General features: G+C 63.3%; 17 protein-coding genes and 1 tRNA gene. 13 read left to right on the forward strand and 5 right to left on the reverse strand.

Going from position 1 to position 17,945, the window contains the following annotated elements; all coding sequences use genetic code 11:
* Nucleotides 1-5 precede the first annotated feature (5 nt).
* The gene (locus HT051_RS05040) at nucleotides 6-1,031 is read right to left on the reverse strand and encodes an alpha/beta hydrolase (RefSeq protein WP_174541023.1); all 1,026 of its coding nucleotides are present in this window, start codon (nucleotides 1,029-1,031) and stop codon (nucleotides 6-8) included.
* A 560-nt stretch (nucleotides 1,032-1,591) separates the two neighbouring features.
* Between HT051_RS05040 and HT051_RS05045 the strand changes: the two genes are divergently transcribed.
* From HT051_RS05045 to HT051_RS05070, 6 genes are all read left to right on the forward strand, one after another.
* The gene (locus HT051_RS05045; protein WP_174541024.1) at nucleotides 1,592-2,191 is read left to right on the forward strand and encodes a TetR/AcrR family transcriptional regulator; all 600 of its coding nucleotides are present in this window, start codon (nucleotides 1,592-1,594) and stop codon (nucleotides 2,189-2,191) included.
* Nucleotides 2,192-2,246: 55 nt separating this feature from the next.
* Nucleotides 2,247-2,639, forward strand: coding sequence for a hypothetical protein (locus HT051_RS05050; RefSeq protein WP_174541025.1), 393 nt, complete (start codon nucleotides 2,247-2,249; stop codon nucleotides 2,637-2,639).
* 77 nt (nucleotides 2,640-2,716) lie between these two features.
* The gene (locus HT051_RS05055; RefSeq protein ID WP_246810181.1) at nucleotides 2,717-4,057 is read left to right on the forward strand and encodes a cyclopropane-fatty-acyl-phospholipid synthase family protein; all 1,341 of its coding nucleotides are present in this window, start codon (nucleotides 2,717-2,719) and stop codon (nucleotides 4,055-4,057) included.
* A gap of 121 nt (nucleotides 4,058-4,178) precedes the next feature.
* Nucleotides 4,179-5,150 carry a magnesium transporter CorA family protein gene (locus HT051_RS05060; protein ID WP_174541026.1) on the forward strand — a complete coding sequence of 324 codons (972 nt, stop codon included), beginning with the start codon at nucleotides 4,179-4,181 and terminating at the stop codon, nucleotides 5,148-5,150.
* Between the two features lie 103 nt (nucleotides 5,151-5,253).
* The gene (locus HT051_RS05065) at nucleotides 5,254-5,586 is read left to right on the forward strand and encodes a hypothetical protein (protein ID WP_174541027.1); all 333 of its coding nucleotides are present in this window, start codon (nucleotides 5,254-5,256) and stop codon (nucleotides 5,584-5,586) included.
* Nucleotides 5,587-5,824: 238 nt separating this feature from the next.
* Nucleotides 5,825-7,678, forward strand: coding sequence for a monovalent cation:proton antiporter-2 (CPA2) family protein (locus HT051_RS05070; protein WP_174541028.1), 1,854 nt, complete (start codon nucleotides 5,825-5,827; stop codon nucleotides 7,676-7,678).
* Here HT051_RS05070 and HT051_RS05075 read toward each other — a convergent pair.
* The 3 genes from HT051_RS05075 to HT051_RS05085 form a co-directional block, all read right to left on the reverse strand.
* The gene (locus HT051_RS05075; protein ID WP_174541029.1) at nucleotides 7,620-8,462 is read right to left on the reverse strand and encodes an alpha/beta fold hydrolase; all 843 of its coding nucleotides are present in this window, start codon (nucleotides 8,460-8,462) and stop codon (nucleotides 7,620-7,622) included. The genes HT051_RS05070 and HT051_RS05075 overlap by 59 nt on opposite strands.
* A 13-nt stretch (nucleotides 8,463-8,475) precedes the next feature.
* Nucleotides 8,476-9,462, reverse strand: a complete 987-nt coding sequence (rpoH, locus tag HT051_RS05080) for an RNA polymerase sigma factor RpoH (RefSeq protein ID WP_371740603.1) — start codon at nucleotides 9,460-9,462, stop codon at nucleotides 8,476-8,478.
* Between the two features lie 513 nt (nucleotides 9,463-9,975).
* The gene (locus HT051_RS05085; protein WP_174541030.1) at nucleotides 9,976-10,995 is read right to left on the reverse strand and encodes an RluA family pseudouridine synthase; all 1,020 of its coding nucleotides are present in this window, start codon (nucleotides 10,993-10,995) and stop codon (nucleotides 9,976-9,978) included.
* Nucleotides 10,996-11,042: 47 nt separating this feature from the next.
* Between HT051_RS05085 and HT051_RS05090 the strand changes: the two genes are divergently transcribed.
* From HT051_RS05090 to HT051_RS05120, 7 genes are all read left to right on the forward strand, one after another.
* Nucleotides 11,043-11,468, forward strand: coding sequence for a hypothetical protein (locus HT051_RS05090; protein WP_174541031.1), 426 nt, complete (start codon nucleotides 11,043-11,045; stop codon nucleotides 11,466-11,468).
* A gap of 158 nt (nucleotides 11,469-11,626) precedes the next feature.
* A complete protein-coding gene (locus HT051_RS05095; protein ID WP_174541032.1) occupies nucleotides 11,627-13,462 on the forward strand; it encodes a glycoside hydrolase family 15 protein in 1,836 nt (611 codons plus the stop codon).
* Between the two features lie 53 nt (nucleotides 13,463-13,515).
* Nucleotides 13,516-13,591 (forward strand) — tRNA-Glu (locus HT051_RS05100).
* 241 nt (nucleotides 13,592-13,832) lie between these two features.
* The gene (locus HT051_RS05105) at nucleotides 13,833-15,209 is read left to right on the forward strand and encodes an acyl-CoA dehydrogenase family protein (RefSeq protein ID WP_246810182.1); all 1,377 of its coding nucleotides are present in this window, start codon (nucleotides 13,833-13,835) and stop codon (nucleotides 15,207-15,209) included.
* Between the two features lie 4 nt (nucleotides 15,210-15,213).
* Nucleotides 15,214-15,732, forward strand: a complete 519-nt coding sequence (locus HT051_RS05110) for a flavin reductase family protein (protein ID WP_174541034.1) — start codon at nucleotides 15,214-15,216, stop codon at nucleotides 15,730-15,732.
* Between the two features lie 29 nt (nucleotides 15,733-15,761).
* The gene (locus tag HT051_RS05115) at nucleotides 15,762-16,289 is read left to right on the forward strand and encodes a 2,4'-dihydroxyacetophenone dioxygenase family protein (protein ID WP_174541035.1); all 528 of its coding nucleotides are present in this window, start codon (nucleotides 15,762-15,764) and stop codon (nucleotides 16,287-16,289) included.
* A 90-nt stretch (nucleotides 16,290-16,379) separates the two neighbouring features.
* Nucleotides 16,380-17,273, forward strand: coding sequence for a helix-turn-helix domain-containing protein (locus HT051_RS05120; protein WP_174541036.1), 894 nt, complete (start codon nucleotides 16,380-16,382; stop codon nucleotides 17,271-17,273).
* Between the two features lie 15 nt (nucleotides 17,274-17,288).
* Here HT051_RS05120 and HT051_RS05125 read toward each other — a convergent pair whose 3' ends face one another.
* Nucleotides 17,289-17,939: a helix-turn-helix domain-containing protein gene (locus HT051_RS05125; RefSeq protein ID WP_174541037.1), complete on the reverse strand. Its 651-nt coding sequence runs from the start codon at nucleotides 17,937-17,939 to the stop codon at nucleotides 17,289-17,291.
* Nucleotides 17,940-17,945: the final 6 nt, after the last annotated feature.

A 17,945-nucleotide genomic window follows, 5' to 3' on the forward strand; every position in this document is an offset into this window, starting at 1 on the left:
CGCGCTCAGCTCTCCTCGGGCACCAAGGCCGTCGTCCCGGAGACCTCGGGAGCAGCCTCGGTTATCTCCTCTCCATGCAGCACCGTCTTCAAGGCGGCGATGGCTTGCGCCATCGCGGCCTTGGCGGCTTGCGTATCCCGCAGCGCATTCAGCATGACGAAGTCGTGCATGGTGCCGAGATAGCGGGTGGCGGTGACGGGCACGCCGGCCTTGGCGAGTTTGCGGGCGTAAGCTTCGCCCTCGTCGCGCAGCACGTCGCATTCGGCGGTGACGATCAGCGCTTCGGGCAAACCCTTCAGTTGATCGAGACTGGCATTGAGCGGCGTGGCGGCGGCTTCCTTGCGGCGCTTCTTCTTCGGCAGATAGGCGTTCCAGAACCACTTCATCGCAGGCTTGGTGAGCCAGGGCCCGTCGCCGAACTGCTTGTAGGAGCCGGTTTTGAAATTCGCGTCGGTGACGGGATAGAACAAGAGCTGGAAGGCGATCTTCGGCCCGCCGCGCTCCTTGGCGAGGAGGGTAACGGCGGCGGCCATATTGCCGCCGGCGCTATCGCCTGCGACGGCAAGATTCGAGCCGTCGATCTCCAGCTCTTCCCCGTGCTCGGCGATGTATTTGGTGACGGCGTAGGCCTGCTCCAGCGGCACCGGATAGTGGGCTTCCGGCGAGAGCGAATAATCGACGAAGACCAGCGCTACATTGGCGCCGACGGCAAGCTCGCGGATCAGCCGGTCATGGGTGTCGCGATTGCCGAGGATCCAGCCGCCGCCATGGAAATAGATGACGACGGGGAGGAGATCGCCGGTCTTCTCCGGGCGCACGATGCGCACCGGAACTTCCCCGGTCGGGCCGACATGGCAATCGATATCCTCGATCTCGGCCGGCGGCTTCGCCACATCGGCATTCTGCACGGTGAGCAGCGAGGCGCGGGCGTCCTCCGGCGAGAGGGTGTAAACCAGCGGCGCCTTGAGGGCGAGGATGCTGTCCCAGAAGCTTTGCGTCCCGGGCTCCAGCCGCGGCTTGTACTTGCCCATTGCCTCTACCTCCCTGTCTGAACGCTTGGTGCGTTCTTTTCGGGGCGGGAGCTTAGAAGAGATTCATGACGCGATGAAGCGGGATGCGCGGGGAAACGCGCAGCTCCGCAGCCAGAAGCGGGTAACCGTGCCGCTCTTTCAGGGGAAGGGAGCCGTAGGGTGGGCAGCGGCGCATTTCTTTGCCACGTCTGGGGCGCCAAAAAGGGCGACGGGACACGACGCGCTCATTGCCCACCCTAGGCTTTGCTGGCCTGCAACGATGCCTCCTCCGCGGGGCGCTTAAGAGAAGGCAGCCTTGCTGGCGCAAGCAACCGAATTGTTATTCAGAGGATTTGCGAGACAGCCGCATATCAAAGGCGTTATTCGCCAACGCGTTGGCGGCTGCTGTAACGGAACGATGCATTCCGCCCGTGACCGAAGCCGCCTTACCCTCTAATTTCCTGCTCATATGCCGCTCAACCCGGCTGTAATTTATGTAATCGATACTACATATATTTTAGATGCACGTGCGGTCAACACATAATATGTAACGGACGTTATGGAAAATTGGAGAGACGGAAATGGCGAAAGGGCGGCCGCGCAGTTTCTGCCCGGAAAAAGCGTTGGAAGCGGCGATCGAGGTGTTCAGGCGGCAAGGTTATGACGGGGCCTCGCTCTGCGACCTGACGGCTGCCATGGGCATCAACCCGCCGAGCCTTTACGCTGCGTTTGGCAATAAGGAGCAGCTCTACCGCTCGGCGGTGGAGCATTATGCGGCGCAGATCGCCGACCGGCGGGCGAAAGCCCTAGCCAAGCCGAAGCTGCGAGATGCTATCGACGCCTTGATGCAATATGGCGTGGAAATGCTTACCGAAGGCGAGCGCAATGCGGGCTGTCTGCTGGCACGCAGCGCCTATGGCTGCGATGTGACTGCAGGCAAGGCGTGGAGCGATGTGCGCGTGCGGCGCGCCTCGGCGACGAGGGAAATCGAAGACCGGCTGGAGCAGGCCAAGGCGGATGGCGAGCTGCCATCGGACGCGGATACAACGAGCCTCGCCGCTTTTCTGACGGCCGTGCTCGAAGGCATGTCGGGCCATGCGGCCGCTGGTGCCGATCGCAAGGCGCTGGAAGGCATTGCGCATCAGGCACTTAAGGTCTTTCCGGCGTTAGGAGAGAGTTAGGAGAACTGGGCGATTGTGGGTCTTGCAATGCTGTAATGCTTGAAGGGCAAGACCAGTGCGAAAACCAGCTCTCATCCTCGCGATTTTGTTCCTCGTGCCGGGCTTGCCGGCGCGCGCAGCTGACAGCGCTTCGGTTTGTGTCGACGAGGCCGGCAAGCAGGTCACCGCCGACCAACTCGCCCAAGAAGGGACCGATAAGTGGGGCGTGGAGCTGGCAAGCGGCTTCAACAAGGACAAGGTCCTGCAGAAATTCAACGATATCCAAAGCGCCCACCAGGATTTGCTGGGCAGCTATTCTGCCGTCGTGGTGCCGACATGCGATCTTAGTCTCGGCACCGCCATCACCTATTCGCTGCGTGTGCTTCAGCCGAGTCGGGAGGACGCCGATACGCTCTGCGGCAAGCTTTCGAAGCAAAATGTCGCCTGCGTGGTGAGGCCCGGAAATTAGAGCCTGGACGAGGCCTCAAGCGTACTTGCCCAGCACCTCCCGCCATGCTTCGGTAGCGCCGAATTGGAGGGAGTATTTTGGACGCAAAACCCGATCGGCAGGCCGGCGCACCGGAAAGCCAGATATCCGATAAAAAGATCGCCGCGTTTCGCCGCCTGTTGGAGGCGATCGGCGAGGCGCTGGATCTGAACGCCAGCGTGCGCCTATGGGACGGCAGCACCGTGCCGCTGGGCCGCAACGTCACCTCGCCGCTGACCGTGACCATCGCCAGCCCCGGCGTCATCGCCTCGGCGCTGCGGCGGCCGAGCCTGGACCGGCTGATTCGCTTCTACGCCAAGGGGCGCATCGGGCTGGAAGGCGGCACGCTGATCGATCTGGGCGAGCAGCTTCAGGATCAGAGCACGCGCAAGCGCTTGAGGCATTTACGCAAGCTGAAGACCGTCAAGATGCTGCTGCCCTTCCTGTTCGCGCCGGGCGACAAGCCGGAGGCGGCGCGCGGCTATGCCGGCGACGATACCGGCCACGGACGGCAGCAGGCGGAGAACAAGGATTTCATCCAGTTCCACTACGATGTCTCCAACGATTTTTATCGGCTCTTTCTCGATCCCGATATGGTCTATTCTTGCGCCTATTTCACCGAATGGGACGGCGGGCTCGAGCAGGCGCAGCAGGACAAGCTGGAGATGATCTGCCGCAAGCTGCGGCTGAAGCCGGGCGACCGGTTCCTCGATATCGGCTGCGGCTGGGGCGGGCTGGTGATCTATGCGGCCAAGCATTTTGGCGTCACTGCCCACGGCATCACCGTCTCCGAAGAGCAGCTGGCGCTGGCCAGGGAGCGGATCGCGGCGGAAGGCCTGCAGGACAAGGTGACGGTGGAGCTGCGCGATTACGCCGAGCTCACCGGGACTTACGACAAGATCGCCTCCATCGGCATGTACGAGCATATTGGCCTCGCCAATATCCCGCTCTACTTCGCCACGATGCGGAAACTGCTCGCCGATGACGGGCTGTTCCTCAATCACGCCATCTCACGGCGGGCGAAAAAGGACGGAAGGCGCTTCGGCAAGCGGCCCGAGCATAAGGCGATCACCCGCTATATCTTTCCGGGCGGCGAGCTCGACGATATCGGCCATTCGGTGCAGGCGATGGAGCAGCAAGGCTTCGAGGTGCAGGATGTCGAGGCCTGGCGGCGCCATTATGGACGCACCACGAAGCTTTGGTGCGAGCGGCTGCTGGCGCGGCGCGCCGAGGCCGAGGCGATGGTCGGCGAGGAGCTGACCCGTATCTGGCTGGCCTATCTCGCCGGGGTCTCGCTCGCCTTCACCCGCGGCTCGCTCCGCATCTACCAGACCCTCGCCAGCAAGCAGGCGAAGGGGCCGCCCGTATTGCCGCCGACGCGCGCCGATCTTTACCGATAGTTAGGCGGAAGCGTTTCGCATCGTCGTCGTCTGCGGCCGCTAGGCTCACCCGTTCTATCGAGGGTTTGGCGGAGAGTGCAGGAGGTACGATGCCGAAGAGGCGCCAGATGGAGAGTGTCGGATGCTGACAATCTACGAGGCGACGGAAGAAGGCTTGCTGCCGCAATCGGGCGAGCCGTCGATGACCGACGCGGCGGTTTGGATCGATCTTCTTGCGCCGAGCGCCGGCGAGGTGCTGGCGGTGGAACAGACGCTGGAGATCGACATTCCGACGCCGGAGGAGCAGCAGGAGATCGAGGCATCGAGCCGTCTCTATAAAGAGGGCGAGGCGCATGTGATGACCGCCAGAGTGTTGTTCCAGGCCGATCACCCGCAGCCGGTCACCAGCCATGTCACCTTCATTCTGGTGGGGAACCGGCTGGTGACGCTGCGCTATGCCGATCCGCGCGCGTTTCAGCTTTGCATCAGCCGCTCGCGCAACAGCCCCGAGGTGCTGGATAGCGGGATGGCGGTGCTGGTCAGCCTGCTGGAAGCGATCATCGACCGCAGCGCCGACGCTATCGAGCGCATCCAGAGCGATGTCGATGCGCTGTCGCATTCGGTGTTCGAGGTGCGGGGCGCGGCCACCAGCAAGCAGCGGGAGCTCGACGAGCTGTTGCGCTCGGTCGGGCAGCGCGGGGATCTGACCTGGAAGGCGGGCGAGAGCGTGCATTCCTTGGGGCGGCTTCTCACCTTCCTCAGCTATGCCGCCAATGAGCGCAAAGCCAGCAAGCTGATGAAGACGCGCATCCGCACCGCGGCGCGGGATGTCAGCTCGCTCGCCGACCATGTGCGCTTCATGTCGGACAAGATCGTGTTTCTCTTGGATGCGGTGCTCGGCATGATCACCATCGAGCAGAACAATATCACCAAGATTTTCACCGTTGCAGCGGTGGTATTTTTGCCACCGACCATGATTGCGTCAATTTATGGGATGAATTTCGAGCATATTCCCGAATTACATTGGCTGTTTGGTTATCCCTTTGCCTTGGGACTCATGGTTTTGTGCGCCTTGCTGTCCTATATCTATTGGAAGAGAAAAGGCTGGCTGTAGCCGGAGGGTTTGGAAGAGCCTGCCGGAGCGCAGTTTCTCGGGGCATCAACGACGGATTTTGCCGCCATGAAGAGGGCGGCGCTGCAATCTTAAGGAGTACGGCATGAAGACGAAGAAGCTTCCCTTCATTCTCGGCGCAGCCGCCATCGGTTTTGCGATGACGCTGCCGGCCGGCACCGCTTCGGCGGCACCTGGCGCCAATCTGGGCCAGCCCTCGCATGAAGAGGCGAGCAACGTGACCGAGGTCGGGTTCTTCCGCCGGCGGACCTACTACGTCAACGAGAATGGCGAGCATGTGCGGGCGCCGCTCACCGATGTCGACGTCAAGGATGGCGACGGCACCAAGGTTCGTGCGCCGTTCGCCGATGTCGATACGCAAGGCGGCAAGGTGCGGGTGCGTGCGCCGTTTGTCGACCTGATCCTGCCGAAGGACTAAAGCCGGCCGCCCCGATCGGGGCATTTTCCGGCACAGATTTCGAGAAGGGCTCTCCTCGCCGGGGAGCCCTTTTCTTTTGCTGCGCGCCTAGGGTCCGGCATGCTGTGGCGAATTGCCGGGGGCGGTCCGATTCCGGACAAAGCGCGGCCATACTCGCCACGTATCTGTGCTCCGCTTTCAGGGGCAAATCAGGCATGCTAGCCAACCCACAGCCCATTCCAGCGGAGAATCACCGAAAATGCCAAGCGAAGGTCTTATTCAGATCGCGGTGTTTCTTGCCGCGGCCGCCTTCGTTGCGCCGCTCGGCCGATTTCTGCGCATCAGCTCGGTGCTTGGCTACCTTGCCGCCGGCGTTTTGATCGGCCCGTTCGGGCTCGGTCTGATCTACTCCCTCTACGATGTGGAGAACATCCTGCACTTCGCCGAGCTCGGCGTGGTGATGCTGCTGTTTCTGATCGGGCTGGAACTGCGCCCGATGCGGCTTTGGGCCATGCGGTCGGCGATCTTCGGGCTTGGCGGGGTGCAGCTGATCTCCGCCGCCATCGTGATCAGCTGTATCGGCATCGCCGCCGGGCTGGAGATTGCGCAAGCGATCTTCATCGGCTTTGCGCTGTCGCTGTCCTCGACCGCATTCGCGCTGCAGATCATGGAAGAGAAGGGTGAGATCAATACCCGCCACGGGCGGCTCGGCTTCTCCATTCTGCTGTTCCAGGATTTGGCGGCGATCCCGCTGATCGCGTTGGTGCCGATCTTCGCGGTGGGGCTGGGCGATGCGCCGTCGATGGATCTCAAATCGGCGATCTTCGCGCTGGCGATGATCCTTGCGGTGGTGATCGTCGGCCGCTTCGTGCTGGCGCGTCTGTTCCGGCTGATCGCGCTGACCAATGTGCGCGAGGCGATGACGGCGACGGCGCTTTTGACGGTGGTCGGGGTCACGGTGGTGATGGAGATGGCCGGGCTGTCGGCGGCGCTCGGGGCGTTCATCGCCGGCGCGCTGCTTGCCGATTCCGAATACCGGCACCAGATCGAGGCCGATATCGCGCCGTTCGAAGGCTTGCTGCTCGGCCTGTTCTTCCTCGCCGTTGGCATGACCATCGATTTCAACACGCTGTTCGACACGCCCGGCAAGGTGATCGCCATCGCGGCGGTGCTGATCGCGGTGAAGGCGGTGCTGCTGTATTCCCTCGGCCGCTGGTGGGGGTTGCCATCGGCCGGCGCGCGGCGGCTCGGCCTGTTTCTGTGCCAGGGCGGTGAGTTCGCCTTCGTGCTGTTTCAGGCCGGCACGGCGGCGCGGGTCATCGATAGTCAGCTCTCCAACCTGCTGACTCTGGCGGTGACCTTGTCGATGGTCGCGACGCCGCTGCTGCTGCTTGCCGACGATTTTCTGAAGCGCCGCATCACGGGCGATACCCCGGATTACGACGAGCCGCCCGAGGCGGACGGTCATGTGATCATCGCCGGGTTCGGCCGCTTCGGGCAGATCGCGGCGCGCGTCTTGCGGGCGCGGCATATTCCGTTCACGGCGTTGGATATCAGCGTCACCCAGGTGGATTTCGTGCGCCGCTTCGGCAGTAATATCTATTACGGCGATGCGGGCCGGCTCGACATCTTGCGCGCCGCCCAGGCGGACCGGGCGCGGGCCTTCGTGCTGGCCATCGACGATGTCGAGGCCTCGGTCCGCGTGGCGGAGACGGTGCGGCGGAATTTCCCCGACCTGCCGATCTATGCCCGCGCGCGCAACCGCACCCATGTCTACGAGCTGATGGATCTCGGCATCACCCATATCCAGCGCGAGACGTTCCTCGACGCTTTGGAGCTGACGAAGGATATGCTGCAGGGGATCGGCTTGTCGTCGCGCGAGGCCAAGCGGCTGATCGAGACCTTCAAGGAGCATGACGAGCGCCATCTCTATGGCAATGTGCGCTTCAACTTGAGCGATCCGGAGAAGCTGCAGGCGCAGGCGATCTCCTTTGCCAAGGAGCTTGAGGATCTGTTCGCCCGGGATATTCAGGATCTCGCCTCGGACGAGAAGCTCAGCGATGAGCGGCGAGCTGAGCGAGAATCAACTGGTTTACCCGGGCTTGATGCGTGAACGGGCTCATATGCCCGGCGCCAGGTAGGGTGACGCTTTCCGCATTGGGCATGGCCTGCTGCAGCATTTGAACCACGGCCGCGGCGGGCTTGCGGGTCTTGCCGCCGACGATCAGCAAGGTCGGCGCTTCGATCTCGGCGTAGTCGGCAAGGCTCGTGGTGGCGTCGATCGCCACGGTGAATTCCAGCGCCACTTTCGGAATGGTTGCGGCGATGGCCTGCTTGAAGCGCTTGGGCGCCAGGAACCAGCGGAGATCGCCGAGCCAATAGCGCATGAAGGCGCCGGCGGCGGCGCGGTCGTCGCCCCGGGCCACGGCGGTGAGCACCTTCACGCCGAGGGCTTCGATCTCGTTCCATTCCGGGCGGTGGGTCTGGCGCAGCAGATGAAAGGAGACCGGCTCGACCAGGCTGAGGCTTTTGACGCGGGAGCCGAGGCGGGTGGCCGCCTCCAGCGCCAGCGCGGCGCCATAGGAGTGGCCGACCAGATGGATCGGATCCTTGCCCTTGCCGGCAAGGGCTTCGAGGATCGCTACATCGCCATCCAGCGAGAAGGGACGGCTGACCGGCCAGGATTCGGAGCTGCCGTAGCCGATGAAATCCGGCGCCACCACGCGCCAATCGGATTTCAGCGCCTGCATCAGCGGCAGCCATTCCCTATGGGAGGCGCTGGAGCAATGGCCGAGCAGCACGGTCGGCCCTTCGCCTTCGTCGCGATAGGCGATGGAGAGGCCGTCGTGCTTCAGGGTCTTGAGCGTCGGTGGGGCCGTTTCGGTTGTTTCCGCCACGATGCGAAAGCGGCTAGTCGGCCGTGGCCGGCTCAAACTGCGCTGCGGCAGCTTTCTGCACGGCCTTCTGCACCTTTTCGAACGCCCGCACCTCGATCTGGCGGATGCGCTCGCGGCTGACGCCGAACTCGCCGGAAAGCTCCTCCAGGGTGAGGGGGTCCTCCGACAGGCGACGCGCCTCGAAGACGCGGCGCTCGCGGTCGTTCAGATCCTCCAGCGCATCGAGAAGCAGCTTGTGGCGATTGCTGCGCTCTTCCGATTCGGCGAGCAGGGTCTCCTGGTCGGTCTTGTCGTCGACCAGCCAGTCCATCCACTCGCCGCTTTCGGAGTCGTTGCGGATCGGTGCATTCAGCGAGCTGTCGCCGCCGAGACGGCGGTTCATGGAGACCACGTCGTCTTCGGAGACGCCGAGCGATGTGGCGATCTTCTTCACCTGATCGGGATGCAGATCGCCTTCCTCCAGCGCCTTCAGCTGGCCCTTCATCTTGCGCAAGTTGAAGAACAGCTTCTTCTGGGCGGCGGTGGTGCCCATCTTCACCAGGCTCCAGGAACGCAGGATGTATTCCTGGATCGCGGCGCGGATCCACCACATGGCGTAGGTGGCGAGGCGGAAGCCCTTATCGGGGTCGAAGCGCTTCACCGCCTGCATCAGGCCGACATTGCCTTCGGAGATCACCTCGCCCGTGGGCAGGCCATAGCCGCGATAGCCCATGGCGATACGGGCCACCAGGCGCAAATGCGAGGTCACCAAAGTGTGGGCGGCGTCGCGGTCGCCATGCTCGCGCCAGCTCTTGGCGAGCATGTATTCCTGCTGCGGCTCCAGCATGGGGAATTGGCGGATCTCTTCCAGATAGCGGGTGAGGCCGCCATGAGCGCTGACGCTGGGTAGCGAACGGGTGCTGAGCGTGCGGCCGGCGCGCGCCGGCGTGGACGCGGTCTTGGCGGGCGTGCGGGATGCGGCCGGCGTTTCGGTCATCACCGCATCGCCATTGGCTTCCATCGCGGCGGCCGTCTCGGGCGCCTTGCCGTCGGCCTTTGCGGCCGCGGCGGTGGGTTTTGCCGCCGGCTTCTTGGCTGCGGGTTTACGCGTCGTTTTGGCTGCCGTCTTGCGGGGTGTCTTGGCGGTTCCCGCAGCGGCGCCGGTTTTACGCGCAGCCGTCTTTGTACCGGTCTTGGCCTTGGACGCAGCCGACTTGGTTGCAGTGGACTTGGTTGCAGTGGATTTGGCTGTCGTCGACTTCGCTGCGGTCGATTTGGACGCAGCAGACGTCTTCGCAGGCGTTGCCTTACGTGCAGGCGCTTTCGCTGCAGCCGGCTCGGTCTTCGCCGCGGTCTTGGATGTGGTGTCTGTCGTGTCGGGCTTCGTGCGCGTCGTCGCGCTCTTCGTCCCTGCTTTTCGTGGTGCCATGAGAGCACGCCTCCAGCGGCCTACTCAGCCGCACTCCTGCTCGAATTGCCCCCCGGCGGCCTATGTATAGAGGGTTTGACGAGTCTGATAAAGACCGCGAACTGCTCATAGTTCCGCCAAAGCGGCAATCAATTTGCGCATATCGGGGGGCGGAGGGCTTTCGAATTCCATCAGCGCGTCCGTCGCCGGATGGCGGAAGACGAGAGCGGCGGCATGCAGCGCCTGGCGGTCGAGCGCCTGCAAGGCCTTCGCGGCCGGTTCGGGCAGGCTGCGCAGCTTGGATTTGAAGCCTTGGCCGTAGAGCGGATCGCCAAGCAGCGGCGTGCCGAGATGGGCCATATGCAGGCGCACCTGATGGGTGCGGCCGGTCTCTAAGCGGCATTCGACCAGCGATGCGACGGGGGCGGCTTTCGGATCGCGTTTCGGCCGGTAGGTTTCGAGCACGCGGTAATGGGTCACGGCTTCGCGGGCGGAGGAGTTTTCCGGCTTCACCACCGCCATCTTGGTGCGGTTGCCGGGATGGCGGCCGATGGCGGCCTCCACCGTTCCGGTGGGGCGCGGCGGGACGCCCCAGACAATCGCCAGGTAGCGGCGCTCCAGATCGCCGGTCCTTCCGTGATCGGCGAATTGCGCGGCGAGGCCGCGATGGGCGGTATCGGTCTTGGCGACGACCAGAAGCCCGGTGGTATCCTTGTCGAGCCGGTGCACGATGCCGGGGCGCGCCACGCCGCCGATGCCGGAGAGGCTGTCGCCGCAATGGGCCAGCAGTGCATTGACCAGCGTGCCGTCGCGATTGCCCGCGCCGGGATGCACCACGAGGCCCGCCGGCTTGTCGATGACCAGCAGGGCGTCGTCCTCATAGACGATGTTCAGCGCCATGGGCTCCGGCGCCAGTCCCGCCGGCTCCGGCGGTGGCAGGCGAAGCTGAAAACGGTCGCCCGGTTTGACCCGGAATTCGGGGTCTCTTATGGTCTCGCCGTCCTTCGTCGCATGGCCTTGCCGGATCAGGTTTTGCACCCTGGTGCGGCTCAGCTCGGGAAGGCGTTCGGCCAGGAAACGGTCGAGACGGATCCCGGCGTGAGAGGCCTCGGCTTCTGCCGTGGCGATTGTCTCAGGAATGGTCATGACCTTTAGAATGGGCTGGCTCGGAAAGGGCCGGATGTAAGCTCGCGATGACGAAGCCGCAAACGGAAATTGACGATAACACGCCGCTGGAGGGGAGCACATTCACCCCGCGCCAGGTGCGCATCCTGAAAATCGTCGTCGTCGTGCTGGGTATCTTGTTGGTCCTGGGCTTCGCCCTGGTGGTTCTGACCATCGTCTATCAGGCCTCGCAAATGGGGAAGGACGAGGCCGCGGCGCCGATGGAACAGAGCCGTCCGGTGCCGATGCGCGCGAGCGGCGAGGGCGCTGCGTATCAGCTTCCCGTTCCGCCGGGGGCCAAGGTGACCGGCACCGATCTCGACGGCAACCGGATCGCCGTTCAGCTTGAGACCGAAGAGGGCGCGGAGATCGTGGTGATCGATCTGCGCCATGGCGAAATCGTCTCGCGCATCCGGCTTGCGCCGGACGGGGCCGCCAGCGACGATCGACAATAATTCACCTTTTAGAAGCATCGAAGTGCTATCCACACTTATCCGGATACTCTAGGCCTGGCCGGTTGCGCTTGGCCTGACGCAGGTTCGTGTTTGCAATCAGGGCGGCTTGCGGCTTGCCGGCTGCGTCTCAACCCTTCAGCACGATAACGGACGGCCTCATGAGCTTGCGGATCGAAGATTATGCGCTGATCGGCAATACGATCTCGTCTGCGCTGGTCTCCCGCGAGGGATCCATCGACTGGCTGTGCCTGCCGCGTTTCGATTCGCCCGCCTGCTTCGCCAGATTGATGGGCGATGAGGAGAACGGTTTCTGGAAGATCGCGCCCAAGGACAAGGCCACCGTCACAAGGCGCTATCTGCCCGACACCGCAGTGCTGGAGACAAGGTTCGAGACCAAGACCGGCGTTGTCACCCTCACCGATTTCATGCCGCTGACCGACGATCCGGAGAAGGTCGCGGTGAACCGCATCGTCAGCGGCGTCTCGGGCAAGGTCGAGATGACCATGGAGCTGGTGCTGCGCTTCGGTTACGGCCAGGCCGTGCCTTGGGTGCAGCAGCGCGATTACGGGCTGCACGCGGTGGCCGGGCCCGATGCGGTGGAGCTGCATACCCACGTTCCGCTCGAAGGCAAGAATATGCGCACGCTGTCGCACTTCACGGTGCGTGAAGGCGAGAGCGTGCCGATGACGCTGTCCTACCACCCGACCTATAAGCGTCCGAGCTTCGTGCCCGACCGGCACGAGACCCTGACTCACACCGTGGCGTGGTGGGAGAACTGGGTGAAGCACGGGCGTTTCGAGCACATCAAGGAGAGGTGGCGCGGAGCGGTGAAGCGCTCGCTGATCACTTTGAAGCTTCTTACCTACGAGCCGACCGGCGGGATCGTGGCGGCACCGACCACCTCGCTGCCGGAGACGCTGGGCGGGTCGCGCAATTGGGACTACCGCTTCACCTGGGTGCGGGATTCCTCGCTGACGCTTTATGCGCTGTTGAATGGCGGCTACCGGGAAGAGGCCACGGCCTGGCGGAAATGGCTGCTGCGCGCCACTGCCGGCGACCCGCAGCAATTGCAGATCATGTATGGCATTGCCGGCGAGCGTTCGCTGCCGGAATACGAGCTGCCCTGGCTGCCGGGCTACGACAAGAGCGCGCCGGTGCGGGTCGGCAATGCGGCCGCCAACCAGACCCAGCTCGACGTGTTCGGCGAGCTGATGGACATGCTGTACGGCGCGCGCTGCGCCTTGCTGCCGCCGGAGCACGAAGCCTGGGAAATGGAGAAGGTGCTGCTGCAGCACCTGCAGTCGAATTGGCAAAATCTCGGCCGCGGCATTTGGGAGGTGCGGGGCGAGCCGCGCGCCTTCACCCATTCGCGCATGATGTGCTGGGTGGCGTTCGACCGGGCGGTGGAGAGCGCGGAACGCTTCAAGCTGGAGGGGCCGGTTGCCTCCTGGCGGGAGACGCGCGATGCGATCCACAAGGAGATCTGCGAGAAGGGGTTCGATAGCGGGCTGAACAGCTTCACCCAGTATTACGGCGGCAAGACGCTGGATGCGGCGCTGCTGCTGATGCCGCAGGTCGGCTTCCTGCCGCCGGAAGATCCGCGTGTGGTCGGCACCATCGCGGCAATCGAGAAGGAGCTGATCCGCGACGGGCTGGTGCTGCGCTATTCCACCTCCAATACCGATGACGGCGTCGGCGGCCGGGAAGGGGCGTTTCTGGCCTGCAGCTATTGGCTGGCGGACGCCTATGCCCTGTGCAACCGCACCAAGGATGCCGAGGCGCTGTTCGACCGGCTGCTCGATTTGCGCAACGATCTCGGTCTTCTGTCGGAGGAATACGATCAGGTTGCCAAGCGGCTGGTGGGAAATTTCCCGCAAGCCTTCTCGCATCTGGGGCTGATCAACTCCGCCTTCAACCTTTGCGAGGTGGGCGGTCCGGCCCAGCAGCGGGCCGGAAAAGACGGACCGCCGGCAAATGGCGCGAATAGGCCTTGATCGGGGCGAAGCGCACCACTATAGGTGTCGCTCTTGTCATCAAGGCCCTCGACGCCCCGTTCGTCTAGAGGCCTAGGACGCCGGCCTCTCACGCCGGAAACAGGGGTTCGATTCCCCTACGGGGCGCCATCTTCCTTTCCTGACAATTCGCTTCGCTTGAGCCCGCAAGGGCTGGCTGATCGCGTTTGGCCGGCGTCGTAGCCGCGCGGCGAGATCAATGCTTGGCGCCTCCCAAGCGCAAGAATCGGTGAGAGGGCGCAAGAAGCAGAGAGACGTTCCTCCACATTTCGGCAAGTGTTCTCGCTGGTTTCAACACGAGAGCGAGCACATGCAAACTGAACCCGGAAAGAAGAGCGTCACGGCAGGCGGATTGAGCGCAGAATTCGATCCGGATTGGTTCCTCACCGAAGAGCAGAAAGGCTTGCGGGCGGAGCTGATCGAGACTTGCGAGGCGGTAATTCGGCCGCAAGCGATCAAATCGGATCAGACCGGGGAATATCCCTGGGCCAGCATCGAGGCGCTGGCCAAGCTCAATCTGCTCGGTGCCATCGTTCCCAAAAAATACAACGGGCGCGGCGAGAACCATGTCGGTGCCGTGATGCTGCTGGAGACGCTCGCCCGCTATGGCTGCCCGTCGACGTCGGTGATCTACATGATGCATCTCGCCGGGGTCGCCGGCCTGCTGTTCCGGGCCGGCGGCAACGCCGCGGCGCAAGACATCCTCAGCCGCTTGGATCGCGACGTGCTGATCGGCTCGGCCTCCTATACCGATCCGGAGACCGGCGGACATTTCTGGTTCCCGAAAATCTCCAATGTGGAGAAGACCGAGAAGGGGTGGCACGTCGTCAAGAAGAGCTCGTTTACGACCTCTAGCGGCTACGCCAAATGGATGATCACCCAGACCACCAGCCCGAACTTCGACGGCGATTATTCCAACCTGTCGGTGTTCCTGCTGATGGACGAGGAGCTGCAGGGCGCGCCCGATGGCTGGAACGCCATGGGGATGCGCGGCACCAAATCCGGCCCGGTGAAGATCGATGTGGAGCTGCCGGCCGACCGCATGATCGGCCCGCCCGGCGATGGGGCGGCCTCGAATGACGAGGCGATCGATCCGGTGGCGATGGTGGCCTATGGCGGCCTCTATAACGGCATCAGCCTGGCGGCGCTCGATCTTGCCAAGGACTACACGACGAAGCGCAAGCACGCGCAGTTTTCCCAGAGCGTCGCCGATTATCCGACCACGCATGACGTGTTCGGCGGCTCGCTGAACGACGTGGAGGCGTGCCGGCTGATGGCCTATTCGCTGGCCCGGCAGCTCGATGCCGTCACCGAGAATGGCGACTGGACGCTGCATGAGCGCGATCCGAAAGCCATGCCGCGCACGCCTTATGCGCCGTGGTGCTTCATGCTGAAAGAGCTGGCCTGCCGTCACGCCAACGACGTCTCCGACAAGATGCTGCATCTGTTCGGCGGGGCCGGCTATTCCAAGCATCTGGAGATCGAGCGCGTGGCGCGCGACTCCAAGGCCGGCTGGGTCATGGGGCCGAGTAACGAGGTGTCGCGCCAGCTGGTCGGGCGTTGGGCTCTGCTGGGGTCCGAAGCGGTCGATTGGTGGAACCAGCGGGTCAATGAAGGCCTGCTCAACTCCGAGATCTCAAAGCTCGACGATGCCGGCAAGAGGGCGCTGGCCGATAAGCTTACGGCCGAGCTGCGCGAAGCGGCTGCGGAAACCGCCGGAGCGGCTTAAGGCGATGACGAAGCCAATCGAATACGATCCCGGCAATGCGCGTCACTTGCGCGACGTGATGGGACAGCTGCCGGCCGGCGTGGCCGTGGTGTGCACCACCAGCAGCGATGGCCGGCCGCAAGGCTTCACGGTTAGCTCCTTCACATCGCTCAGCCTTTCGCCACCGCTGGTCGCCTTCAATCTTCGTGCGCAATCGCCTTCGCTTGCGCATCTGAGGGATAGCGGATCGTTCAGCGTCAACGCGTTGCACAGGAAGCAGGCTGAGTTGTCGACGCATTTCGCGACCGCCCAGGAGGACAAGTTCGCCGGCATCGGATGGCACAAAGGGAGCCTGCAGCAGCCGCTGATCACCGGTGCGCTGGCCGCCTTCGAATGTGCGCTGTGGAATGAATTCGAGGCTGGTGACCACGTGATCGTTATCGGTCATGTCAAACGCATGATCGCGGCGCCGGATCGGGATCCGCTGGTGTTCCATCGCGGCAAATATACCTGCGTTGCTGATCGGGCGGTCCCGAGCGCCTGAGACGACTTTCTAAAACTGGGAGAACGAGAATGACCGCAAATTTCGACGTCAGCGCATTCCTGGGATCGGACACTCCCGATCCCGCTCTGGCGGTTCTCGGCATGCGGCCGGAGCTTGCCGTCTACGACCCTAATGACGAGCGCATGTGGGTGGAGCTTGAGCCGAATGTCTGGTTTCGGCCGCTGTTCTTCGACATGACCAACGGCTCGCATTGCGAGATGCTGCGGGTTCGCCGCGGCGGCGTGCTCAGCCGTCACAAGCATCCCAACGTGGTGCACGGGTTGGTGCTGAAGGGCCGCTGGCGCTATCTGGAACATAGCTGGATCGCCGAGCAGGGCGCTTATGTCTACGAGCCGCCGGGCGAGGTGCATACCCTGACGGTGGACGACGACGACGAGATGATCTCGTTCTTCTATATCGGCGGTCCGACCCTCTATGTGGACGAGCAGGACAACGTCGTCAGCGTGGAAGACAATTTTCAGCTGATCGACTTTGCCCGAAAGCATTACGAGAAGGTCGGGATTGGCGCGGATTTCGTCGACAACTTCATTCGCTAGTTGTTGTTTCGGCTGAGGCTCCGATCGGTGAATATTTGAAGACGCGGGAAAGCGTGAGATAAAGGCGGATCGTTTCTCGCGGAGCCTACGATGATGACCATCACGCCTCAGCCTGCGCAGCCCCAAGAATGGATCAACCATTTGGGCGGCAGCCCGGTCACTGCGTTCGGCGTCGGCCAGCGCAGTCCGGTGATTATGGGGCATTTCAGCTATCCGGAGCGCCCGCATGAGTTCATCGCGCCGCCGGTTGGGTCGCATTATCTCTCGGTGACCCTCGCCGGCAGCCTGTTCGTGGAGCGCAAGCTCGACGGCAAGAAGGTGCAAGGCGACTTCCGCCCCGGCACGTGTCTGCTGATGCCGGCGAACAGCTCCAATGCTTGGCGCTGGAGCGAGCCGACCGAGGAATTCCAGCTGTTCATCGATCCGGATTTTCTTTGCGGGATTGCCCGCCGCGAGGGGATCGGCGAGGGGATGCTGGACGATAGCTTTGCCTTCGTCGACGAGACGATCTGGCATTTTGCGCAAATGATGCAGAGCGAGGCGCGCAACACGCCGCTTGCAGAGGGGCTTTGGGTGGAGAGCTGCGCGCGGCTTTTAGCTGTGCATCTGCTTCGGCATTATTCGGTTCGCAGCGATGTGCCGCGCCGGCTCGGCGGTCTGACCGGTCATCAATTGTCGAAGCTCCAATCTTTCGCGCAAGAGCGGCTGCACGAGCCGCTCACCCTCGAAGATCTCAGCGCGGTTCTGGACTTGAGCCCATTTCATTTCGCGCGTCAGTTCAAGAAAGAGACGGGCAAGTCGCCCCATCGCTGGCTGGTCGATCTGCGCATCGCGCGTGCCCGTATGCTTTTGACCAACACCGCCATGACGGTGTTCGAGATCGCAACCTCGGTCGGGTTTCAAAGCCAGAGCCGCTTCGGCGTGGTCTTCAAGGCGCATACCGGCATGACGCCGATGGCTTACCGGCAGCGCCATTTTCTGTAACAGCCGATGCCCCCCTCAATAAGAGGGCGGGGTGATCGACCAGATGACCACGGTCTCTTCGGAGCTCGGGTTGGCGTAGCGGTGGGGAACGTTGCTCTTGAAGGAAAAGCTATCGCCCTTGTTCAGCACCACATGCTGATCGCCGATCCACAGATGCAGCGTGCCGGAGACGACGATGCCGGCCTCTTCGCCGCGATGGGTGTAAGGCTCCGGGCCGCTCTCCGAATGGGGCTCGAAGGTACAGCGTAAGAGCTCGATCTCGCCCCCCAGATTGGGCGACAGCAGCTCATCGGTGATGCCGGTGCTGAAACGGAGGGTGCGCCGCTTATCGGCGCGCACCACGATATCGCGCAGCTCGTCCTCGCCTTCCGAGGCCGGCGGGAAGAACCAGCTGATGGTGACGCCGAGCGCCCGGCTGATGCCGTAGAGCGCGTTCACCGAGGGGCTGGAAATGCCCCGCTCCACTTGGCTGAGATAGCCCTTGGAAAGGCCCGTCGCCTCGCTGAGCTCGGCGATGGTCTTGTCCCGCGCTTTGCGCAGCAGCCGGATCTCATTGCCCACCCGCTCGTCGATGGCGAGCAAATCGGAAACCCTGAGTTCTTCGTGTTCTTCGATCAGCCCGGCCAGATTGGACGGGCGCAATACCCGCGAAAGCTTCTTGCTCATCGGTGA

The organism is Methyloligella sp. GL2, assembly GCF_013341275.1.
GTDB lineage: Bacteria > Pseudomonadota > Alphaproteobacteria > Rhizobiales > Methyloligellaceae > Methyloligella.

Coding starts and splice junctions, on each gene's coding strand:
- HT051_RS05040 (WP_174541023.1), bottom strand. CDS start 1,031: ATGGGCAAGTACAAGCCGCGGCTGGAGCCCGGGACGCAAAGCTTCTGG.
- HT051_RS05045 (WP_174541024.1), top strand. CDS start 1,592: ATGGCGAAAGGGCGGCCGCGCAGTTTCTGCCCGGAAAAAGCGTTGGAA.
- HT051_RS05060 (WP_174541026.1), top strand. CDS start 4,179: ATGCTGACAATCTACGAGGCGACGGAAGAAGGCTTGCTGCCGCAATCG.
- HT051_RS05065 (WP_174541027.1), top strand. CDS start 5,254: ATGAAGACGAAGAAGCTTCCCTTCATTCTCGGCGCAGCCGCCATCGGT.
- HT051_RS05070 (WP_174541028.1), top strand. CDS start 5,825: ATGCCAAGCGAAGGTCTTATTCAGATCGCGGTGTTTCTTGCCGCGGCC.
- rpoH (WP_371740603.1), bottom strand. CDS start 9,462: ATGGAAGCCAATGGCGATGCGGTGATGACCGAAACGCCGGCCGCATCC.
- HT051_RS05085 (WP_174541030.1), bottom strand. CDS start 10,995: ATGACCATTCCTGAGACAATCGCCACGGCAGAAGCCGAGGCCTCTCAC.
- HT051_RS05090 (WP_174541031.1), top strand. CDS start 11,043: ATGACGAAGCCGCAAACGGAAATTGACGATAACACGCCGCTGGAGGGG.
- HT051_RS05095 (WP_174541032.1), top strand. CDS start 11,627: ATGAGCTTGCGGATCGAAGATTATGCGCTGATCGGCAATACGATCTCG.
- HT051_RS05110 (WP_174541034.1), top strand. CDS start 15,214: ATGACGAAGCCAATCGAATACGATCCCGGCAATGCGCGTCACTTGCGC.
- HT051_RS05115 (WP_174541035.1), top strand. CDS start 15,762: ATGACCGCAAATTTCGACGTCAGCGCATTCCTGGGATCGGACACTCCC.
- HT051_RS05120 (WP_174541036.1), top strand. CDS start 16,380: ATGATGACCATCACGCCTCAGCCTGCGCAGCCCCAAGAATGGATCAAC.
- HT051_RS05125 (WP_174541037.1), bottom strand. CDS start 17,939: ATGAGCAAGAAGCTTTCGCGGGTATTGCGCCCGTCCAATCTGGCCGGG.